This is a genomic window from Bacillus sp. AFS018417 (assembly GCF_002560985.1).
In the GTDB taxonomy this organism is placed as follows: domain Bacteria; phylum Bacillota; class Bacilli; order Bacillales; family Bacillaceae_G; genus Bacillus_A; species Bacillus_A rhizoplanae.
Window position 1 is genome coordinate 84,159 of record NZ_NTTM01000006.1, and the last position, 22,502, is coordinate 106,660.

20 protein-coding genes and 1 riboswitch are annotated in these 22,502 nt (G+C 37.2%); of the genes, 12 read left to right on the forward strand and 8 right to left on the reverse strand.

The genetic code is table 11. The annotated features are described in order from the left end of the window. Nucleotide 1: 1 nt before the first annotated feature. Nucleotides 2-1,003, reverse strand: coding sequence for an ABC transporter substrate-binding protein (locus tag CN326_RS04360; RefSeq protein WP_098306585.1), 1,002 nt, complete (start codon nt 1,001-1,003; stop codon nt 2-4). A 205-nt stretch (nt 1,004-1,208) separates the two neighbouring features. On the opposite strand from CN326_RS04360, the gene CN326_RS04365 reads away from it, so the two are divergent. From CN326_RS04365 to CN326_RS04375, 3 genes are all read left to right on the forward strand, one after another. Next, nucleotides 1,209-2,183 carry a phosphotransferase enzyme family protein gene (locus CN326_RS04365; protein WP_098306587.1) on the forward strand — a complete coding sequence of 325 codons (975 nt, stop codon included), beginning with the start codon at nt 1,209-1,211 and terminating at the stop codon, nt 2,181-2,183. A gap of 170 nt (nt 2,184-2,353) precedes the next feature. Then, nucleotides 2,354-3,151 carry a 2-phosphosulfolactate phosphatase gene (locus CN326_RS04370; protein WP_098306589.1) on the forward strand — a complete coding sequence of 266 codons (798 nt, stop codon included), beginning with the start codon at nt 2,354-2,356 and terminating at the stop codon, nt 3,149-3,151. A gap of 274 nt (nt 3,152-3,425) precedes the next feature. Then, a complete protein-coding gene (locus CN326_RS04375; protein ID WP_098306591.1) occupies nt 3,426-5,264 on the forward strand; it encodes an acyltransferase family protein in 1,839 nt (612 codons plus the stop codon). Between the two features lie 89 nt (nt 5,265-5,353). On the opposite strand, the gene CN326_RS04380 is transcribed toward CN326_RS04375, so the two are convergent. After that, on the reverse strand, nt 5,354-6,256 hold the full coding sequence (locus CN326_RS04380) for a Nif3-like dinuclear metal center hexameric protein (RefSeq protein ID WP_098306593.1): 903 nt from the start codon (nt 6,254-6,256) through the stop codon (nt 5,354-5,356). 138 nt (nt 6,257-6,394) lie between these two features. Here CN326_RS04380 and CN326_RS04385 point away from each other — a divergent pair, with 138 nt between their 5' ends. Then, nucleotides 6,395-6,718, forward strand: a complete 324-nt coding sequence (locus tag CN326_RS04385; protein WP_098306595.1) for an iron-sulfur cluster biosynthesis family protein — start codon at nt 6,395-6,397, stop codon at nt 6,716-6,718. A 616-nt stretch (nt 6,719-7,334) separates the two neighbouring features. Further along, nucleotides 7,335-8,240 carry a DMT family transporter gene (locus CN326_RS04390; protein ID WP_098306597.1) on the forward strand — a complete coding sequence of 302 codons (906 nt, stop codon included), beginning with the start codon at nt 7,335-7,337 and terminating at the stop codon, nt 8,238-8,240. Between the two features lie 23 nt (nt 8,241-8,263). Here CN326_RS04390 and CN326_RS04395 read toward each other — a convergent pair whose 3' ends face one another. Both CN326_RS04395 and pckA read right to left on the reverse strand, forming a co-directional pair. Next, nucleotides 8,264-8,485, reverse strand: coding sequence for a hypothetical protein (locus tag CN326_RS04395; protein ID WP_098306599.1), 222 nt, complete (start codon nt 8,483-8,485; stop codon nt 8,264-8,266). Between the two features lie 250 nt (nt 8,486-8,735). Then, nucleotides 8,736-10,322 carry a phosphoenolpyruvate carboxykinase (ATP) gene (pckA, locus tag CN326_RS04400; protein WP_098306601.1) on the reverse strand — a complete coding sequence of 529 codons (1,587 nt, stop codon included), beginning with the start codon at nt 10,320-10,322 and terminating at the stop codon, nt 8,736-8,738. Between the two features lie 219 nt (nt 10,323-10,541). After that, nucleotides 10,542-10,666, forward strand: a riboswitch (SAM riboswitch). A 165-nt stretch (nt 10,667-10,831) separates the two neighbouring features. Here pckA and metK point away from each other — a divergent pair. Next, a complete protein-coding gene (metK, locus tag CN326_RS04405; RefSeq protein ID WP_098306603.1) occupies nt 10,832-12,031 on the forward strand; it encodes a methionine adenosyltransferase in 1,200 nt (399 codons plus the stop codon). Between the two features lie 46 nt (nt 12,032-12,077). Here metK and CN326_RS04410 read toward each other — a convergent pair whose 3' ends face one another. Together CN326_RS04410 and CN326_RS04415 are read right to left on the reverse strand one after the other, a co-directional pair. Then, nucleotides 12,078-12,263, reverse strand: a complete 186-nt coding sequence (locus CN326_RS04410) for a hypothetical protein (RefSeq protein ID WP_098306605.1) — start codon at nt 12,261-12,263, stop codon at nt 12,078-12,080. A gap of 3 nt (nt 12,264-12,266) precedes the next feature. After that, nucleotides 12,267-12,449: a hypothetical protein gene (locus CN326_RS04415; RefSeq protein WP_098306607.1), complete on the reverse strand. Its 183-nt coding sequence runs from the start codon at nt 12,447-12,449 to the stop codon at nt 12,267-12,269. 162 nt (nt 12,450-12,611) lie between these two features. Here CN326_RS04415 and CN326_RS04420 point away from each other — a divergent pair, with 162 nt between their 5' ends. From CN326_RS04420 to CN326_RS04430, 3 genes are read left to right on the forward strand one after another with little or no spacing between them, the layout of a single operon-like run. After that, nucleotides 12,612-13,121: a MogA/MoaB family molybdenum cofactor biosynthesis protein gene (locus tag CN326_RS04420; protein WP_098306609.1), complete on the forward strand. Its 510-nt coding sequence runs from the start codon at nt 12,612-12,614 to the stop codon at nt 13,119-13,121. Beyond that, on the forward strand, nt 13,118-13,708 hold the full coding sequence (mobA, locus tag CN326_RS04425; protein WP_098306611.1) for a molybdenum cofactor guanylyltransferase: 591 nt from the start codon (nt 13,118-13,120) through the stop codon (nt 13,706-13,708). The genes CN326_RS04420 and mobA overlap by 4 nt, the downstream gene beginning before the upstream one ends. A 22-nt stretch (nt 13,709-13,730) precedes the next feature. Beyond that, nucleotides 13,731-14,375 carry an NUDIX hydrolase gene (locus tag CN326_RS04430; RefSeq protein ID WP_098306613.1) on the forward strand — a complete coding sequence of 215 codons (645 nt, stop codon included), beginning with the start codon at nt 13,731-13,733 and terminating at the stop codon, nt 14,373-14,375. Between the two features lie 74 nt (nt 14,376-14,449). Here CN326_RS04430 and CN326_RS04435 read toward each other — a convergent pair whose 3' ends face one another. Both CN326_RS04435 and CN326_RS04440 read right to left on the reverse strand, forming a co-directional pair. Next, a complete protein-coding gene (locus tag CN326_RS04435) occupies nt 14,450-14,983 on the reverse strand; it encodes a GNAT family N-acetyltransferase (RefSeq protein WP_098306615.1) in 534 nt (177 codons plus the stop codon). Nucleotides 14,984-15,191: 208 nt separating this feature from the next. Beyond that, on the reverse strand, nt 15,192-15,677 hold the full coding sequence (locus tag CN326_RS04440; protein ID WP_098306617.1) for a hypothetical protein: 486 nt from the start codon (nt 15,675-15,677) through the stop codon (nt 15,192-15,194). A gap of 388 nt (nt 15,678-16,065) precedes the next feature. Here CN326_RS04440 and CN326_RS04445 point away from each other — a divergent pair, with 388 nt between their 5' ends. From CN326_RS04445 to CN326_RS04455, 3 genes are all read left to right on the forward strand, one after another. Continuing rightward, nucleotides 16,066-17,925, forward strand: a complete 1,860-nt coding sequence (locus CN326_RS04445) for a GAF domain-containing sensor histidine kinase (RefSeq protein WP_098306619.1) — start codon at nt 16,066-16,068, stop codon at nt 17,923-17,925. Further along, nucleotides 17,900-18,538 (forward strand): response regulator, encoded by a 639-nt coding sequence (locus tag CN326_RS04450; protein WP_098306621.1) that lies wholly within the window; start codon nt 17,900-17,902, stop codon nt 18,536-18,538. The genes CN326_RS04445 and CN326_RS04450 overlap by 26 nt, the downstream gene beginning before the upstream one ends. Before the next feature lie 351 nt (nt 18,539-18,889). After that, nucleotides 18,890-22,438, forward strand: coding sequence for a S8 family serine peptidase (locus CN326_RS04455; RefSeq protein ID WP_098306623.1), 3,549 nt, complete (start codon nt 18,890-18,892; stop codon nt 22,436-22,438). The last annotated feature ends 64 nt before the right edge of the window (nt 22,439-22,502 follow it).

The window sequence follows — 22,502 nt, forward strand, 5'->3', positions numbered from 1 at the left end:
TCTACTTCTTAATAACACTTTCTGCAATGGATGTGTTCACTAAATCTTTATGTTGCACTTCTTTCGGTAATTCGCCAGCTTCTTTCATAATACTTTGCAGTTGTTTCCACTCTGCTTCATCTAATAATGGATTCGTTGCGTACGAATGTTGCGTTTTGTAACGATCAATAACTTTCACCATAATATCTTTTGATGTATCTTTAAAGCGTGGTTCAACGGCTTTTGCAATTTCTTCGGGGCTATGTGTATCGACCCATTGCTGCGCTTTATAAAGGGCGCGTGTAAATTTTTCTGCAGTTGCTTTGTCTTTCTTCAAAAAGCTTTCTTTTGCCATAAAGGTTGTATACGGAACAGTTCCAGATTCGACGCCAAAGGAAGCGACGATGTAGCCTTTTCCTTCTTTCTCGAGAATACTAGCAGTTGGTTCGAAGAGCTGTACGAAATCACCTGTTCCAGAAGCAAAGGCATTTGCAATATTTGCAAACTCGATATTTTGAATTAAATTTGTATCTTTGTGCGGATCAATTCCATGCTTTTTCAGTACGTATTCGCCAACCATTTGCGGCATACCGCCTTTACGTTGCCCGAGGAAAGTTGTACCTTTCACATCACTCCAATTAAAGGAATCCAATTTTTTACGAGAAACGAGGAATGTTCCGTCTGTTTGTGTTAATTGCGCAAAGTTAATGACAGGATCTTTTGCACCTTGAGCGTAAACATAAATAGATGTTTCTGAACCAACAAGGGCAATATCGATGCCATTTGATAATAAAGCTGTCATCGTTTTATCGCCGCCAGCAGTTGTTTGCAAATCAATGTCTAACCCTTCATCTTTAAAAAATCCTTTTTCCATAGCGACATATAACGGAGCATAAAATAATGAATGTGTTACCTCACCAACGCGCACTTTCTCTAACTTTGTACTTTCCTCTTTTTTATTACACGCAACAAACGTAAAGGCAGTAAGGAAGACAATTAAAAAACACGCTAGAACTTTTCGCAATTTATGACACCTCCTAAAAATACATCTACTTTAATGTATGTAGGTAAATGCCTATATGTGAGTGGACAGAGGAGGAATTTTTTGAGCAGGAAAGAAAAAATAGTGGTGTGCGGATTTTGGTTTTTTCGTCATAAAAATGGAAGTATCGCTTTGTTAAAAGAGATGAAGAAAATGTGCAAAGGAAAGAAGAGAAGAGGTATATAACATGCATGCGAAAATCAAACAAGCAGTGAAATGTTTTGGAGGAAAAGAGGAAAGTTGTGTTAAGCTCTCTGGCGGATTTCAAAATGAGGTATATGAGTATACGTATGAAGGAGAAAGGCGTATTTTACGCGTTACGCCTAGTTTTCGTAGAACGATTAGGCAAATCCAAAGTGAACTAGATTTTATACGCAGTTTAGACGAAGGCGGTGTAAATGTTTCCTTGCCAGTTGTCTCTTGTTTCGGAAATGATATAGAACGAATAGATATAGATGAAGAGTCATTTTTTATCACTTCATTTGTAAAAGCACCTGGTCAGTTTGTGAATGTTGCGAATGAGCGTGAATGGAATACGAAGCTGTTTCAAAATTGGGGACAAACGATTGGAAAGATGCACGCGTTTGCTAAGCGGAAGCATAGTCATGATGAAGAGTACGAGAGGCCAAGTTGGGAGCCGAATAGAAAATCTATGAACTTTTTATTATCAATCAGTAAACCATTAGCCACAAGCTATGAAAAAATAATTACAGAAGTTCAGGCGCTCTCAAGGGAAAGAGATACATATGGACTGATCCATAATGACCTCCATCAAGGAAACTTTTTTGTGCGGGATAACACATTAACAATCTTTGATTTTGATGATTGCTCATTTTGCTGGTTTGCACAGGATATTGCCGTATCATTTTATCACGCAGTGTGGCAAGGATTATCAGTAAGACCGGAACATGTATCCTTTCCACAGGAATTCATGAAGTATTTCATAGAAGGATATAGTAAAGAACATCGTATGAATAAAGAAATACTAAAGCAAATTCCACTTTTTCTTAAACTGCGGGAAGTTTTTTTATTCACGCTGTTTCATGAAGTATGGGCTCTGGACAAGTTAGAAGATTGGCAAGCTTATACATTAAAAGATTTACGATACCGAATTGAACAGGGAGTTCCGTATACAGAGGTGGACTTTTTAAGTTTTGCATAATGAGATAAAAAAGCGATGTAATAGCTCACTGTATGTGTAAGTTATTACATTGCTTTTTTATATAGACCTCATTCAACATGTTATCAAAATTCTGAAAAATAGTCTATTTCTTTTTATAGTATGCAGCTAACATGAGAGTGAAAGTAATGATAATGGATGGGGGATACTATATGTCAGTCTTTGATCAATCTTCATTTCAATGCCGCATAGAATGGGGACGGCGCGGCGCTAGGGAGGCAGCAAAGCGAGGAGATATTACTATTATTGTAGATGTTCTTAGTTTTTCTTCAACCGTAGTCACAGCTTTACATGTAGGGGCTGAGATCTTTCCATATCCGCCGCCATTAAATGAAAAAGCAAAAGCGTATGCACAGCAATTAGGTGCAGAGCTTATGTTAAGCAGGGCAGAAGCAGCGAAAATGGGCAAGCATTCTTTATCCCCGGTGACATTTAACGATGCTGATCAGGGGAGCAGATTTGTTTTATGTTCATTAAACGGTGCGTCTTGTACATGGATTGCTTCGAAAGTTCCTGCTCTTTTCATTGGCTGTTTACTGAATGCTTCAGCTGTTGCGGAAGCTGCGAATCTCCTCCAAAAACAAACTGGTGCAAATATTACGGTTGTCCCTTGCGGAGAACATTGGGAAGATCCAAAGGAAGATGAAAATGAGCTGAGACCAGCAATAGAAGATTATTTAGGAGCAGGTGCAATCATAGAAAATTTACGGGGAAGCAAGTCAGGTGAAGTACAGTTATGTATGGGTGCTTTTCAATATGCAAAGTCCAATCTTAATGAGTTCATTTGGGATTGTGGGAGTGGCCGAGAGTTACGTGAACGTGGATTTGCAGAGGACGTAACACATAGTACATCTCTAAATCTACTGCAAGTAGTACCATTTTTACAGAATGATCGGTTTGTGAATTTTATCCCGCTATTTTTGGGCAGTAAGACCCCACCTCAAGATTGAGAGAGAAGCGAGGAAGATAGGTGGGGGATAAAGGGAATTTGTTATATAAACTAGCATTTTCTAAAAATTATCCTTTTTAATTTGATAGAATCAATATGTCCAAGTTCGGTAGATTTCTTGTGCCGGAACCACATTACACGTATCTCAGTTGAACCTTTACATGATTGATGATACATTTTAAAATGTAGTATTACGTAAAATACAGATGGGTTTATATTCGGGTTATAGTATAAAATTGATAGAATTCTTAGAGAGACATGGGAGGTGACTGTGAATGCCTGAACCATTAAAGAAAGATCGTCGTTATATGGTTGGATTAGAAAGTCTAAGAGGCCTAGCCATACTAGGTGTTATTTTGTATCATCTCAATCCTAAGTGGCTGCCTGGAGGATTCCTAGGCGTTACTGTATTTTTTGTACTTTCTGGTTATTTAATTACTGATCTTCTTGTTATTGAATGGAAGGAAAAAAAGAGGATTGATTTGAAAAATTTCTGGTTGCGTAGGGCAAGGAGATTGCTTCCAGGAATGCTTGTCATGCTTGTTATAATCTTAGCATGGATTACAATTTTTCATAGTTCTTTACTTGGAAAAATGTGGGGAGATTCATTAGCAGCTTTATTCTATGTTAGTAACTGGTGGTATATATTTCACAAAGTATCATATTTTGATAGTTTTGGCCAACTTGCTCCACTGAATCATTTTTGGTCATTAGCTGTTGAGGAACAGTTCTATGTAGTTTGGCCGCTCATAATTAGTTTAGGATTTTCCTATATAAAAAAACAGTCACGTATAACGTTACTTATTTTTCTCGGAGCGATTGCTTCAGCTGTCGCAATGGCAATGATATATGTACCGGGCGCTGATCCAAGTAGGGTTTATTATGGTACCGATACAAGGGCGTTTTCCTTACTGATTGGTGCAGCACTTGCTTTCATTTGGCCGAGCAGTAGGCTTGCTAATAAAATTATCCCGTCAGCTCGTCTTGCTCTTGATGTAATTGGAGGAATTGCTCTTATTGTGATTCTCTTTATGTTTTGGAAGACGAATCAATATGATCCATTCCTATACCGCGGAGGAATGTTCCTTTTCTCGGTTGTTACGGCATTATTAGTAGCGAACCTTGCTCATCCAGCTAGCCGAATTAGTGTATTTTTAAGGTTTAGGCCTTTACGATGGATGGGTGTCCGATCCTATGGGATATATCTCTGGCATTATCCGATTATCACATTGACAAGTCCGCAAGTAAGTACTGGAGAATTTCAGTTTACGAGGGCTATTTTTCAACTTTTTCTTATTCTGTTTATAGCGCAGCTTTCATGGAAATTTATCGAAAATCCAATTCGTCAAGGTGCATTGAAGAATATTCGTTTACATAACTTAAGCATAAGAAACTTAGCGTTAAGTGGTAAGCTAGCTTTAGCATTTGCACTATTGGTTTCTGTGACAGCTGGTTTCGGTTTATTAACAGGGAGCCAAGCAAAAGCGGATTCTAAAAAAGCTAGTATAGAAGCAGTACAAACAGAACAAAAAGAACAATCAAAACCAAAAGAGCAAACAAAACCAAAAGAACAAACGGAACAAAAAGAACAGGCTGATAAATCAGCTCAAAATAAAGAAGAAAAAGGAACGGTTTCTGAGAAGCCTAAAGAACCTCCAACAGTTACAGCCATTGGAGATTCAATTATGATTGACATATCTCCATATTTGAAAAATACTTTTCCTAATATTAAGATCGATGCGAAGATTGGAAGACAAATGTCTGAAGCAACCGCCACGGTAGATCAAATGAAAAAAGATGGTAATTTAGGAGAGTATGTAATTATCGGATTAGGTACAAATGGAGCATTTACTACTGAGCAAATCACATCATTGATTCAATCGATAGGTAATGAACGTAAAGTTATATTAATTAATACAAGAGTGCCTCGTCCATGGGAATCATTGGTTAATGAAAGATTAAAAGAAGCAGCGGAGAATTTCTCAAATGTCACACTAGTCGATTGGTATTCAGCAAGTGCTGGGAAGCAGGAGTATTTTGAACCAGATGGAGTCCATTTGACGAAAACAGGGGCAGAGGCATACGCTTCACTTGTAGTGAAGGAGATTAAGTAGGTAAAACACTCGTTTTGAATTTAAAGTGATTTTTGAATGAGTAGGAAAAAGCGCTATTCTTTTTTACAGAAAGAATAGCGCTTTTTGTATTAATACCACCATTTATTCTGCGGCAATAACACAACATTTACATGAAAGTTATGCGAAAACCAATCATACATTAACGTCTTTTTCACTAAAAACTCAGACGCAGAATGAGAGACCCCAATCAGCGACATATTTGTATGAGGGACGTACTCTTTCATGATGGCATATTTCTTTTTTCCATATTCGTTATCAATATGGCAATGCACCTCTCCAGTAATATAAGCTTGTGCACCTTTTTCTTCTGCTTCTTGCATCATACTTACTTTATCACCGCAACCAGCGACGATGGCGATTTTTGAAATATGAGAACGTTCTTGTCCTTCAAAGTCTACATACGGAATATCAAAAATGCTTTTTGCTTTTCCGATTAATGCATTTGTATGTATTGGGGCAATTTCACAAATTAACCCGTCGTCTTCAGCAAAGCTTTCAATGACTGACGCATGCAGCGCTTTGGCGATAGCGATATTTGTACCATATGCTTTGTGACGATCCATTGGCACATGACATGTGTACACGGATAATCCTTTTTCTTTTATGGCCCGTAAATAATGTTCTGGAATAGGAACGAATCCGCGCCCTGGTAAGCCGTGCGGGTCTCCGCATTCCATGACAAGAGGATGGTGCATAAATAATAAATCTCCAGCTTTTCCTTCATCAAGAAATCTGTCTAGCACCTCATTTGTTGGAAAGACAGCTAGAAATACGTTACGAACAGTATCTTCTCCTTTTAGCATGAGCCCGTTAAAATATGTAACAAAATCATCCTCAAAGAAATCTTGCCACGGAAAAGAGATTGGATCGTAAACATATGGAATAAACCGACTAAATCCAGGGTCTATTCCATATTTGTGCACTGCAAATAAAGTATCTAATTTATGTTGTATGTCTTGGAGTGTTGGCATGATGCAATCTCCTCCTTTGGAAAATATATGAAGTTTATTATACATTTGAATGAATTTTCTGTATATATAAACCGAGCCGATTTATGAAAAAGAATGGTACAATAGGATAATTGTTATATATGTAGGAGGAAAAAAAGAATGAATGTTACAGTGACAGAAGCGGCATATGTAAAAATAAAAGAAATGATTCCAAGTGAGGCAAAATATATAAAATTATTTTATGATAACGAAGGATGCGGCTGTGTGATGAGTGGGATTATTGATTTGGTTGCTGTATCTGAAAAAGATGAGCGTGATGTAGAGATTTCATCAAACAAATTTCAGTTTATTGCAGATCGAACGAAGCTTGTTTTTATGGATGATAACTTGATTGTTGATTTTCAGGAATCAGGAGGAAGTTTTCAATTAAAAAGCCCGAGTCAATATTATAATCCGAACATGAAATTGCATGTTAGGGTTTAATTGATAGAAAAAAAGAAGAAAGCAGATTACATTTGCTTTCTTCTTTTTTATTTTGCTGCTTGTATACGTTAAGATTTAGGGAAGACAAAGAAGATAGGTGAAGGAAAATAGTCTGTAAGAGAATTAGCGGTGAGAGTTTCTGTCTAATGATATAAGCACGTACGTATTAAGGAATTTCTTGTTCTTGAATAATTGTCTCGGTTTCGGTTGAGGAATCACCGTTTCCAAAGAGGTAGAAAGAAAGGCCTCCAAGAACAACGAGAAATAGAAGGAGTATAATAAGTATGACTGTGATGATGGTTTTTCGCTTCCTATGCTGTCACTGGGATAGTAGATTTTCTATCTTTTCGAGTTGTTGTTCTACATGTTCTAGTCGTTTGTCTGTACTCATATATATTCCTCCTTTCGTATGATAAAACCTTATGCATACCTTAAGGGTTGTTATTCCATCTGTCCTAGTATTTTTTTCTTTGTTCATACATATTCTTCCTTTATTATGTATGCAAAACCTTACGCATATAGAAAGGATAAGTAGGATGTTTGAAGGAAAGAAGGAATTTTAACATGTTTCTTGAAATTTAATGAGGTAAAGGATTAGACATAGTGGGGGAAATGTATGAAAAGATGGGGAATTGAATTACTGCTTTTCTGTGTCGTTATCATATGGGGAATCAATTATACAATCGGAAAATACGGTCTTGTAGAATTAACAGCAATTCAATTTACAGCAATGCGCATGGTTACTGCTGCACCGCTTTTATTATTGTTGGCGTTTTACATAGAAAAATCGCTTTATATTGCATGGAAAGATGTTGTCAGGCTTATTTTCGTTAGTATGGTGGGGATTACGCTGTATCAAACGCTGTTTATGGAGACAATTCAACATACGTCTGCAACTAATGCGTCACTATTAATTTCGATTTCTCCTATTTTTACAACAATGTTTGCCGTATTCTTGAAAGAAGAACAGCTTTCATCACGTAAACTCATTGGATCGGTCATTGCGTGTATAGGAGCAGCACTTGTATTACTTGCGGGGCATTCACTTGTGGACTCTTTTTATGGCAATGCAATTGGACTCATTACTTCGATTTGCTGGGGATTGTATCCTGTCTTAGCAGGGCCGCTTATGAAGAGATATTCAGCCTTGCGCGTAACGGCCTGGTCAGCAGCGATTGGTGCAGTACCGCTTGTATTATTAAGCGGTTGGCGAATTGTTCAGCTGCCTTTTGAGATTCAGCACGGCAGTACATGGTTTTCGTTATTATATTCGATTTTTTTCGTTACTGTATTTGGGCTTGTCATGTGGTACGTTGGGATTCAAAAGATTGGTGCATCTCATACGATGGTGTATATGTACGTTACACCGTTTGTAGCAGTTATATTTGCGGCAATATGGGCGAGAGAACAGCTATCTTTACAACAAATGATAGGTGGAATTGTTATTTTTGTTGGTTTGTGGTTTGTAAAATCTAAAAAAGCTAATCAAACATTACTCGTAAAAGAAAATATATCAAAATAAGAAAGCAGATTAAATCTGCTTTCTTATTTTTTTATTTTAGGTAAGAAAATAAGATACAAAATAGCTGTAATAAATGGAATCCAGTTGAGGACAGGTAAGCGGAAAAAGCTAATAAGAATCATACCTGTGAGAAGAACGCTGAGGACCGCATAAAAAATACTATGCTTAGGTGTGTACCAATATAATGTTAAGCCAACAAGAGCTGGGATAACAAAATGAATAAGAGCGATTAAAAAGAAGAGCAATGGAAGTCCCTCCTTTACCGTGTACTTATATATCATATCCATATTTTGTAAGGTTGATATCTTGTTTTTTAGAAATCGTCAAAAATGTTTGCAAATAGGAAAGAGGCTTACGAAATGAATCGTAGGCCTCTTTTATATGTAAGCATGTGCTATCACAAGAAAACGTGGGCTTTGTCGGTGAGTACTTGTTTTCTTGCAATAACAACATACTTATTCACATGATTTAGGATATTTCAAAGTAAAGTCGGGTTTAAGCGATTGGACCGCCAAGTTTTACAATTGTTTCAGAAACGTTATCAAATTTCTTGAAGTTTTCTTTAAACTTATTCGCAAGCTCAGTTGCTTTTGCTTTGTAAGCTTCTTTATCAGTCCATGTTTGTTCTGGCATTAATACTTCATCAGGTACACCAGGAACATGAAGTGGTACTTCAAGACCAAAGATATCATGTTTCGCTGTTTCAGCGCTATCTAACTCGCCATTTAATGCAGCTTGCACCATTGCGCGTGTATGACCTAAGTTCATACGTTTTCCAACGCCGTATTCGCCGCCAGTCCAGCCAGTGTTCACTAAGAATACTTTAGCATCGTGCTTCTCGATTTTTTCTCCAAGCATTTCTGCATAGCGAGATGCATCAAGCGGTAAGAATGGAGAACCGAAGCATGTTGAGAATGTTGCTTGCGGTGAAGTAATACCGCGCTCAGTTCCTGCTAGTTTACTCGTGTAACCACTTAAGAAATGGTACATCGCTTGCTCTTTCGTTAATCTGCTGATTGGAGGCAATACACCAAACGCATCAGCAGTTAAGAAAATAATTGTATTTGGATGACCTGCAACGCTAGGTAATACGATGTTATCAATTGCATCAATTGGATAAGCTGCACGTGTATTTTCTGTTAATGCAGTGTCATCATAATTTGCAATGCGTGTATGATCATCAATCACAACGTTTTCTAAAACAGAGCCGAATTTAATCGCGTCAAAGATTTGTGGCTCTTTCTCGCGAGATAAGTTCACACATTTTGCATAGCAACCGCCTTCAATATTGAATACGCCGTTATCAGACCAACCATGCTCGTCATCACCGATTAATTTGCGGTTCGGATCAGCAGATAATGTTGTTTTACCTGTTCCAGATAAACCGAAGAATAAAGCAACATCGCCTTCTTCACCTACGTTTGCAGAGCAGTGCATAGAAAAGATATCTTGTTCTGGAAGTAAGTAGTTCATGATAGAGAAGATTGATTTTTTCATTTCACCAGCGTATTCTGTACCGCCGATTAACACGATACGCTTTTCAAATGAAACGATAATAAATGTTTCTGAGTTCGTGCCGTCGATTTCTGGATCTGCTTTAAAGTTTGGTGCAGATACAATTGTGAACTGTGAATCATGATTTTTTAATTCTTCCTCAGTTGGGCGAATGAATAATTGATGTGCGAATAAGTTATGCCATGCATATTCATTAATAACTTGAAGAGGAAGACGGTAGCTACGGTCTGCTCCTGCAAATCCTTTGAATACGAATAGTTCTTCTTTTTCTTTTAAGTATTCTAATACTTTTGTATATAATTTATTAAAATGCTCTTCAGAAATCGGTTGGTTTACCGAACCCCAAGCGATTTTATCCGTAACAGATGCTTCGTCTACAATAAATTTATCTTTCGGAGAACGTCCTGTATATTTTCCTGTTGAAACAGAAACAGCGCCAGTAGAAGTTAATCGTCCTTCTTTTCTCATTAATACTTTTTCCGTTAGTTGCGGAACGCTCAATTGAACCTGTGCATTGCTTCCATTTAATAATTCGTGTAATCCAATTTGGACATTCACAGTACTCATATTTTATATACCATCCTTTGTTTAATTTATAAATATTCTCGTAATCCCCATTTAGAGTATAACACAATCATATAAATAATGTATACTATTTATTTATTTTTGTTTGTGTTATTATATTATTTTTTTCCATAAATTTCTGTCGTTAAAAACTTATAGGAATATGTGTATATGGATTGACAAATGAAAAGCATTTCTTTAGTATAGTTGAGGACGGATACTCTCTTATCCCGAGCTGGCGGAGGGACAGGCCCGATGAAGCCCGGCAACCTCACTTGTATGTACGACAAGTTCAAGTGAATAGGTGCTTAAACCTGTGCGAGATGTAATGTCTCGAGCGATAAGAGCGAAGGGCAAAAAGCAGTATGCAAGTAGCGAATACAACCTTTCCTCTATATATAGGAAAGGTTTTTCTTTTGCGCTTGTGGGAGAATACATGAATGTCGCAGTTTGTGGCAAATTAAGGATGAGTTCCGTACAATATATACATTTACTGTCGGGAGGTTTACCACATGACAAAAAAACGTCATCTGTTCACATCTGAGTCTGTAACTGAAGGACATCCAGATAAAATTAGTGACCAAATTTCTGATTCAATTTTAGATGCAATCTTAGCAAAAGATGCAAACGCACGTGTAGCTTGTGAAACAACAGTAACAACTGGTTTAGTATTGGTAGCGGGAGAAATTACGACTTCTACTTATGTAGATATTCCAAAAATCGTTCGTGAAACAATTAAAGGAATTGGTTATACTCGTGCAAAATACGGTTTCGATTCAGAAACTTGTGCAGTTTTAACATCTATCGATGAGCAGTCTGCTGACATCGCAATGGGTGTTGACAAAGCGTTAGAAGCACGCGAAGGTCAAATGACTGACGAAGAGATCGAAGCAATCGGTGCAGGCGACCAAGGTTTAATGTTTGGTTTCGCATGTAATGAAACAAAAGAATTAATGCCACTTCCAATCTCTCTTGCTCATAAATTAGCTCGTCGTTTAACTGAAGTTCGTAAAGATGATACATTACCATACTTACGTCCAGACGGTAAAACACAAGTAACAGTTGAGTATGATGAAAACGGTAAACCAGTTCGCGTTGATACAATTGTAATCTCTACGCAACATCACCCAGAGATTTCTTGGGAACAAATCGATCGCAACTTAAAAGAATTCGTAATTAAACCAGTTGTACCAGCTGAATTAATCGATGAAGAAACAAAATTCTTCATTAACCCAACTGGCCGCTTCGTTATCGGTGGACCACAAGGGGATGCTGGTTTAACAGGTCGTAAAATTATCGTAGATACTTACGGTGGATACGCTCGTCACGGCGGCGGTGCATTCTCTGGTAAGGATGCAACAAAAGTTGACCGTTCTGCAGCATACGCAGCTCGTTACGTTGCGAAAAACATCGTAGCAGCAGGTCTTGCTGACAAAGCAGAAGTACAACTTGCATACGCAATCGGCGTAGCGAAACCAGTATCTATCTCTGTTGATACATTTGGCACTGGAAAAGTATCTGAAGAAGTATTAGTAGAACTAATCCGCAACAACTTCGATCTTCGCCCAGCTGGTATCATCAAAATGCTAGACTTACGTCGCCCAATTTACAAACAAACAGCAGCATACGGCCACTTCGGACGTACTGATGTAGATCTTTCTTGGGAGCGTACAGACAAAGCTGAAGCTTTAAAAGAGCAAGCTGGTCTATAATATAGGAAGAAAAAAGCTTTGCACATACGTGCAAAGCTTTTTTTATTTAATTACTTTCCTGTTTTTCTAACTTTCCAACGCAGGAAGTACAATACACTTCTCCGCCCAGCTCAATATATTTTTGGATATTTGTCATACCGCTTGGCGGATATTGCATGTAAATCCAAGAACGTTCGTGTACCGCAATTTCCTTTCCGCATGATGTACACGCGGTTGATTTTTTACCGAACATCAATTATTGCCCCCTCTGTGAACGGGATTTTCCAAAGCAGTATGCACTACAAAGTAAAAAGATTGTGGCACATCCAAAACCACCGATGGCTGCGTAAGGCACAGCGTCTTTTAGTGCCATGCCGGCGCTAATGGAAGCGACGAAAAGTAAAATAAATAAGGTCGTTAATTTTTTCATTGTATCCATATTCATTTCCTCCCTTTTGAAAATCCCTATATTTCTATTATAAGGAAAAATACGGAAGCGAGATGTTTTTTCTGTAAAAATGTGTGACAGGCCGCACATTTTTTTGTTGCTGCATCATATATGATAAAATTTAGATAAGTTCAGAAGAAGGAGCGAATGACAATGAGCGTCACAGAACATAAAAAACAAGCACCGGTACAGGTTCGTTGTAAAATCATAACGGTTTCGGATACACGTACAGAAGAAACAGATAAAAGCGGACGGTTATTAAAAGAATTATTAATAGAAGAAAATCATCAAGTAACAGCTTATGAAATTGTAAAAGATGATAAAGAAAGCATTCAGCAAGCTGTGTTAGCAGGCTGCCAACAAGAAGATGTAGATGTTGTGTTAACAAACGGCGGCACCGGTATTACAAAACGTGATGTTACAATTGAAGCAGTAGAAGCGTTGCTTGATAAAGAAATTGTAGGCTTTGGAGAACTATTTCGGATGATTAGTTATTTAGAAGATATTGGAAGCTCAGCGATGTTAAGCAGAGCAATTGGCGGGACAATTGGACGGAAAGTTGTCTTTTCTATGCCAGGATCAACAGGTGCGGTTCGCCTTGCGATGAAGAAATTAATTTTACCAGAGCTTGGACACATTACATTTGAGTTGCATCGCCAGTGAAAATTGCAGGAATTGTATTAGCCGGTGGACAGTCCAGTCGTTTTGGAGAACCGAAAGCATTAGCAACTTGGTGCGGAAAAACATTTATTGAACATAGTATAGAAGCTTTGAAAGAAGTTGTTACAGACATTGTTGTGATTAGCCATCCAGCGATTACTAATGATCTCTCGCATATACTTCATGTACCAGTTGTAGAAGATATTGCGCTGTATAAAGGAAACGGTCCGCTTGCCGGTTTATTAACAGGTATGGAATTTGTAGATGCAGATTGGTATATTGTTGCACCGTGTGACACACCAAATATTTCGAAAGCATGGGCGATGACATTCATCGAACGAGCAGACGAAACATATGAAGCAATTGTTCCACTAGTTGAAGGACGGAAGCAACCACTTTTAGCGCTATATCATCACAAGGTAAAAGGAAAAATAGAACAGTTATTAAAAGAAGGTAAGAGAAGTATGCAGGGGCTATTATCTCAGTGTAATGTCCAGTATGTGACGGCGGAAGAATCACAGTTATCAAAAGAGCTATTTCTGAATGTAAATACAAAAGAAGAATATAGCCAATTACAGAAGAAAAAGTGAATGGGGAAGAAGGGAATATATAATGGAGAGTGAATTACTGAAAATATTTGATGACCATAGAAATCCAGTAGGAGTCGCAACTCGTGAAGAAGTACATAAAATGGGACATTGGCATGAGACGTTTCATTGTTGGTTTATAAGTAGAGAAAATGGAGTAGATTATATTCATTTTCAAATTCGTAGTGAGACAAAAAAGGATTATCCGAATCTGTTAGATATTACAGCGGCGGGACATATATTGGCTCATGAAACGGTATATGATGGAATCCGAGAGGTGAAGGAAGAAGTAGGGATTGATGTCTCGTTTGATGAACTCGTGTCATTAGGTATTATCGATTATTGCGTTACAATAGGAGATTTTATTGATAAAGAATTAGCTCACGTTTTTTTATATGAAAATAAAAAACCAATGGATGAGTATAAGCTGCAAATAGAAGAAGTATCAGGCATTGTTAAAGCTGAATTGAACAGTTTTTCTGAACTTTGGTTAGGAGAAATGGATGAAATTACAGTAGAAGGATTCGAAATGAATGAAGCTGGGGAAAAAGTTTTAATCCATAAGACCGTAGATAAAAGTAAATTTGTGCAGCATGAACATTCGTATTATGAGAGCATTATAAGGTTGATGAGAAAGAATATGAAATCGTTAGGGAGTACTGAAGCGTAAAGCGAATGACCAAATAATTTTTGTATGGATAGGAGGTTTTTGGTTAACCTCCTGTCCATGTTTATAATAGGTATTTAAATCATTAAGCCCATAATAACAGTATTATAATAAACACCATTTATATATGTATCTTGTTGTAATAATCCTTCTTCCTTAAAGCCAACTTTTTTATATAACTCGATTGCTCTAGCATTATCTTCTCTCGTTACGAGATGTATTCTCTTCGTAGTCCCATTTAATCTTGCCCACTCGATAAGCTCGTCCATCAGTATTCTACCTAAACCGAATCCGCAGTGCTCTTCCGCAATTACGATTCCTAGTGTTCCTACGTGTCTCGTTCTCGCTTTTGGGCTAGAGGTAATGGAAGCGATACTTATAATTTCATCATCTATTGTTGCTAGTAAGATGATGGAACTATTATCTGCGCTAGTAGACTCTATGAAGTTTTCATAATCATGTAAAGACATACTGAATTCATTTTTCCCGAATGAAAGAAAATCAGTTTCTCCGCCTACTATATTGTAAAAATCAATCATAGACTTAGCATCTTCTCGTAAAGCTTCTCTTATAATTACTTCTTTTCCGTTTCTTAAACGTATGTTTTTCATATCTATCAACTTCTTTCGAATTAGTTAAATTCATCATAATATTAATTTGAAAAATTTAATAGCTGTAATTGAGTCTCGGAAATAATTATGAAGCTGGTTTTGGGATGCTATAAAATTCCTTAAGTTTGATAGGAAAAATGATTCTTGGAGAATATAAAAAGAAGAGGACTTCTCCTCTTCTTTTCAAATAGTTGGTCTGTTATTTACGTCAAGAGACACACATAAAGTTTCTAATTTGTGAATATCGATAGCTTACTTTTCGGCGGCGTCCTCCTTGCCAAATATATCCGACTACCCCGTTTTTTCTAACTTCAGTTGGATAAAACCAAAAATCTCTTCCAAAAGGTCCTGGTGTTCTTAAACCAATAAATCCCCATCTTCCTAAACAATTACATAGCGATGATCGTATTTGAACCGTTTGTATAGGAGAAGAAAATGCTGCTGGTGCTGATGGTGGTTGTGCTGGTGGTGGGGTTGTTGGAGCATCTTCAGCATCGTCGGGACGATAGACATCATCGTCGATCTCTCTTGTGTCCTCGAGTGGTTGATAACTTGGCTGTTGATAACCTGGCTGTTGATAACCTGGCTGTTGATAACCTGGCTGTTGATAACTTGGCTGTTGATAACCTGGATGTTGATAATACGGCTGTTGATTATAATTTACATGCGGAAAAGACATTGGCTGGTTATTCATGAAAAAATCACCTCATTTTTTTAAATGCGCACTTAAAATATGAGTATGTTGTGTGATTCTTATATGAAGCTTATTCATGGCCCAATTTATTCTTAGCAGTACGAATTATATGAACAAATTGGATTCAAAGTATTATTTTTACTGGTAAAGAAGCAATTATGAAATTCATATACATCTTTAGTTCTATATGATTGGAATAGAATATATTTACAATTATAACATTTGGTGGATAGGAAAACGTAGAATTCCATTTTATACTAATAGTGTGCCACCCTCCCTAAGGGACAGCGTACAGCCGGTGATTGGCTAATGGGAACATTCTCATTTTGCCAGTGCCGGTTTTTTATTGGATAATGATAGTGATAGATTTTTTGAGGGAGGGATCGTTTTGAAAAAGATAGACTTTACTTCTATGAGAGAACAAGTAGCTAGTTTTTATATTTATTCTATTTCTTTTCTTGGTGTGATTGCTGTTATCATTTCCTTATTTTTAAGTAAAATGCCTTCTCATCTCATACTGCTTTTGTTGTTAATTATGTTTATGGGGATTACTGAGTATTTTCCTATCCGTATTTGGAGAGGGGGAATCACACTCAGTCTTACGCTCATTTATACGATGAATTGGCAGTTTGGAATACATATAACTGTTGTTTCTTGTGTATGTGCGATGTTATGTATCCATTTGCTTCGCCGTTTACCTATGCAAAGGACACTATTTAATTGTGCTCAGCTTGCTCTTAGTATTATATTAGCAGACTGGCTTTCCAACGAATGCCTCTCTCTTTTTATTTCTGGGATGAATCTCTCGGTTTTATATGGAAAATTCATAAGCTTGTTTTTATTCAGCGTGTTTCTTTGCTTTTTTAACAGCATTTTTTACGATCTTTTAATCATACTTCTTCCTCAGCCATATCCGCTAGAAGAGTGGCGTAAAAAAAATATATTAGTATTATTGAGTGTGAGTTTTTGTTTATTTTACTCCTCGCTTATACATATTTTAGATTACCGATATCGCGGAGTGATGGATGAAATTATGGTTCTGTTCTTCTTTTTTCCGCTTGTGGCAATCTGTATCATCAGCTCTTTCGTTAGGCAAATACGGGTGGAAAAAGAACGCTTATATAAGCTTTTTTCTATTACGACGGAATTAAGTCGTGGGTTATCTGCCGGAAACTTACAGCAGATGAAACAATCACTGAAAGGATTCTTAGGAATACAGGCATATGTTTTATGGGCAAAAGATGAGGGGAACTGGACACTTTTACTAAAGGATGGGGAAGTTCGTTCTGATATTTCGAATTATTCTGATGTTCATGCGAAGTTTGAAGAAATATCCGAAACGATTGTTGTTACTGATTGGAAAACAGGTATGGCTCCAGGAGATGACGTGTTTGAAAATACTATGCGCTCTCTTGTATATTTACCTCTTAAAGTAAATCATGAATTGGTTGGCATGTTTGTAGCAGGGAAAAGCAGGAGTGCGAGTTTTATTACTGAAGATGTACAGACTTTAGCTACGTTTGCCAATCAACTAGGCAGTTTGCTTAAAACACGGACACTCGTCTCTGAACAGGAAAAAAGAACAATTTTGGAAGAAAGAAATCGAATTGCCCGTGAAATCCACGATGGAATCGCACAAGCATTGGCCGGAGTGATATTCCAGCTGGAATCAGCTCAGAAAAAGTACGCAGATCGACCAAAGGACATGCAGCAAGTAGTAGATACAAGCATAAAAAAATTACGAAAGAGCTTAAGTGAAGTTCGTTATTCTATTTATGCCTTAAAGCCATATCCAACACAAAGACTGGGGCTAAAACAAGCAATTACAAATAAAATTCAATCCTTAAAACAAGAATATGATCTGGCCATTACATATCATGAAAGAGGCCGTTCTCGAAAACTTAGTTTTACGAAAGAACGAGTCATCTTTGATACTTTACAGGAGAGCTTGCAAAACATTGTAAAGCATGCGAAAGCAGACAAAGTTGACGTGTTGCTAAGTTATCAACGGGAACATGTACTTTTGAAGGTGAAGGATAATGGAATTGGCTTTTCCCTTTTTGAATCTATGATTAAAGCAAAGCATGAACCGCATTATGGTATATTACATATGAATGAACAGGCTGAACAGCTAGGGGCTGCCCTTCAGATTGATAGTTCAGCAGGAAAAGGCACAGAAATTACATTGTTAATTCCAAATTCAGAAATAGGGGAGGAGTATCATGATTCGAATATTAGTAGTGGATGATCATACTGTTTTGCGCGATGGAATTCGAAGTATATTAGAACTCGAATCTGATATGCGAGTAGTTGGAGAAGCTGTTTCCGGGGATGAGGTATTAAAGAAGGTGGAAGAGTGCAGACCTGATTGTATCTTAATGGATATTAATTTACCAGGGAAAAATGGTATTGAGGCTACATCACTTGTAAAAGATCAGTATCCGAACTGCCGTGTTCTCGTATTAACGATGTATGAACATGATGAATACTTGATGTCTGCTCTTCGGGCAGGTGCAGATGGCTACTTATTAAAGGATTCATCATCCGAGGAAGTGGTGGCGGCAATCCGGATGGTATTACAAGGAGATTCTGTGATTCACCCGCGCATGACTAAAAAGTTGATTACATATCATCAGCAAACGAAATCAGAATCAAATGAAAATGAACTGACAGAGCGTGAAAAAGAAATACTGTTTGAACTGGTCAAAGGTCTTAGCAATAAGGAAATTGCTGAAGCACTATATATCAGTGACAAGACAGTTAAAATTCACATCAATAAAATTTTTAAAAAGTTAAATGTGAAGAGTCGTTCGCAAGCTGTCATTTATGCCGTTCGAAATCAACTTGTTCCATTTTCTTAAATAAACGCGCTTAAAAGAACTGTTCTGTGTTTTATTATTTTACTCAAAATAATAAGGTGCGGGATAGTTCTTTTGTTTTATTTTGCTTTAGAACCAATAGCTATGAAATTACTTCTTTCGTCTAATTTTCAGAAAGATTAAAATTCTAGATAATAAGGACAGAATCATAGTTTACTAGTAGATTAAGAATCTAAAGTGACAAATTTAGAATAAATTATAAATCGTAATAATTCCTATTTATTGCGACATTACCAAAGAGGTATTATACTGAATTGGTAATATAAAACGTAATCATTACGTTTTACAACAAAGGAAAGATATTTATTTAATAATAAAAAAGGAGATATGTTAATGAAAAAAAGAAAAATGAAGGCATTTAAGGTAATGGCCACAGCCGCTATAACATCATTATTCTTTGCATCACTTACAGTTTTTGCAGAAGGTGATGTTACGCCTGCTGAGTCGCAAATGGTTGAAGAAATTGTGGAACAAAGAGGACAATTATTTTTTGATAAGGATAAGATCGAAACAGGTCAAGATGATTCACTATATAAAGACGTTAAAAAAGAAGGTTTGGCTACAGCATATAAACCAAATGATACTGTTCGCTTAATTGTAGAAGTTGAACAACCAACAGAAATTGAGCAAACAGCCAAAAGTAAAAAAGCTTTATATAAACAAAAGCAAGACAAAGTAATCGAACAAATCTCAAAAGAAAAAAATTCTAAATCAAATGCTTCTATTAAAGTGAAGCATCGTTTTTTCGAAGGGTTTAACGGATTCAGTGTAGAAACAGAGTTTCAAAATATTAAAGATATCAAATCTATTCCAGGGGTTATGAATGTCCATGTTGCTAGAACATACCAGGAAACGATGGGAGCAAGTAAAGAATTAGTACAAGCTCAAAAAGTATGGGAACAATATGGTTATAAAGGTGAAGGATTAGTAGTAGCGGTCGTAGACTCCGGGATTGATTATACGCACAAAGATATGAAACTATCTGACACAGCCAAAGCGAAAGAAAAATGGACTCAAGATAAAATGAATCAAAAATTTGTTGAGACAGATGTAAACGAAATTTGGTATTCCGATAAAATTCCAACAGGATATGATTGGGCAGACAATGATACCAATGTCATTCCGGGAACAAAAGGCAGCCCGCATGGTACACACGTGGCTGGTACAATTGGAGCAAATGGCGATGAAACGAATGGCGGTGTCGAGGGTATTGCACCAGGTGCTCAACTATTAGCTGAGAAGGTATTTCCTGATAATGGCGGTGGTGCCTATGAGGATGATATTATAGCGGGTATCGAGCATGCCATTACATTGGATGCAGATGTAATAAACATGAGCTTAGGTGTCGATGCAGGCTATGTAGATGAAGAATTTGATCCGATCCAAAAAGCAATTCGAGTTGCGACAGAACAAGGCACCCTTGTTGTAGTGGCAGCTGGTAATTCAGCCTACAGTACGAAAAATAATATCATTCCCTCTTCATTAAGACCATATGCAGAAAATCCTGATATTGGAACAGTTGGTGCACCGGGTGTAAGTCCATATGCGTTATCGGTTGCTTCCTATGAAAATACTAAACTTCATTTAAATGCATTAGCAGATGCAAGTGGTTTTTCGGTGCCGTTCAAAGATCAAACGCAATTTCCAGCATCGTATAATTTTAAAGTCTCTAAGGTTCTTTCACCAGATGTACCCTATGATTTGGTATATGTTGCGGAAGGAAAGAATGCATCAGATTATCCTAAAGGAAAAACTGATTACATTGCAGTAGTTAAACTATTAAATGTATATAGCGATTATTCATCCGCTCAATGGGCAGCTAAGAGAGCTGGAGCAAAGGCAGTTATTATGATACCGCCTACTGTTTTGCCAGATTATCCTACTCTAAAATTAAGTCCAACTGCAGCACCAACGGCCACAACAAGTAAAGCTGCAGGTGAAGCATTACTGAGTAAAATGAATAGTCTGCCAAGCGGTCAATATTTAAGTATGAAATTCGCAGGCGATGCTTTCGCTGATAACCCAGCAAAAGATAGTATGTCTAGTTTTTCATCGATGGGTACTCCGCATACATTAAATTTTAAACCAGAAATTTCTGCCCCTGGTGGAAATATTTATTCCACTGTACCAGGTAATGATTATGAAATGATGAGCGGTACATCCATGGCAGCACCTCATGTTGCAGGCGGTTCAGCATTGTTATTGCAGGCCCTTTATCAAAAAGGATTAACCCATTCAGAAGATACAGTTTTAAAAGCAAAACTTGCTTTAATGAATACAGCTAATATTGTCATGGATCCAGGGACCGGTGGAGAAGTTCCATATTCACCACGTGTACAAGGGTCAGGTCTAATGCAAATTCAAAATGCCATTAATACACCAGTCATTGTGACAAATAGAAATGCGCCTTTAGAACAAGCTGGAGCGGTTGCTTTAAAGGAAATAGGTCAAAATACAAGTTTCAAATTAAACATGGAAGCATTCGACGCTCCTAAAGGTAAAAATAGTAGTGATGATATTGAATATAAAGTTTATGTAGATGTGTTAAGAGATAAGACGGAAATGAAGGAATTTGATTTAGATAGTGATGGGCACTTGGATTCAAAAGAGTATTTAACATTAACTAGTGAACGTATTAATGGTGCGACAGTCACTGTTAATGATAATACAGTTACAGAAACAGAAGGAGCATTAGTTAAAATCAAACCAGGTCAAACAAAAATGCTGACTGTTAATGTAACTTTACCAGATTCCTTAAAGAAAAATAGTTTTGTAGAAGGATTTGTTCGTCTCGTTCCGGTTGCTAAAGAGCAGGATAAAGCAGTTTCTTTAACTGTTCCATATATGGGCTTCTATGGAAAATGGGATGAACCACGAAATATCGACGCACCTGCATGGGAGAAGGATGCATTTGTAGGATATACGGCCCTTTGGGATGAAAATTCAGAAAGATATCCATTAGGATATAACCCATATACGGGAAGGTTCAGTCCTAACCATATTGCATTCTCGAAAAACTATATACTCGATGGTATCTATCCGTCATTCCAAGCCTTACGTAATTTAGACAAAGTTGAAATGCAAATTGAAGATCAATCTGGAAATCTCATTAAAAATTTAGGTGACTTTAGTGAATATACTGGTACTCCATGGAAATTTAGAAAAAATATAATGTCATATGGGGATACAAAGTATGACGGATATAAATGGGATATGAAAGACTCATCCGGACAATATGTGCCTGATGGTGTTTATCAATATGTTATCAAAACAACATTAGATTATCCAAACGCAAAGCCACAGATTGTTAAAATGCCAATTACGGTAGATTCCATCGCTCCGACCGTTTCAGATATTACAGTAACGCCAAAGAACGGAAAATATGAAATTTCCTTCAATCCGCAAGACAATGCAAGTGACTTTAATTCTGCTGTTGTATGGGTGAATGGACAATATTATTCACTAGGTCTTGAGCAAAAATCTTTCTTAGTTAATACAGAACCGAAAAGTATTATTATTCTAGCCATTGATTACGCAGGAAATCAATCCTACAAAGTTTGGGGAGATCCAAGCTATATTAAACATACTATGGCTGTTCAAACGATCAGTATAACTCCGACTGCAAATATTAACAAAAGCAAACCTGCAAATATTCGTGCCTGGGCTTATGCTAGAGTAGACTGGACGATTAATGTTAAAGATGCAAGCGGAAAGATAGTCGATTCGTTTGAAGTGAAAAATGAACATACACTGAAAACACAATGGGTACCTAATGCGGATCTTCCAAATGGAACGTATACGATCTCAGCTGATGTAGTTACAAAAGACGGTTTTAAAGTCACAACAGAACCTAAGCAAGTAACGGTTCACCAACAATCATAAAGAAAACTCGCCGATTGGCGGGCTCCTAAGAGTGAAGACAGAGGTGTAGTTACACGTATGACTG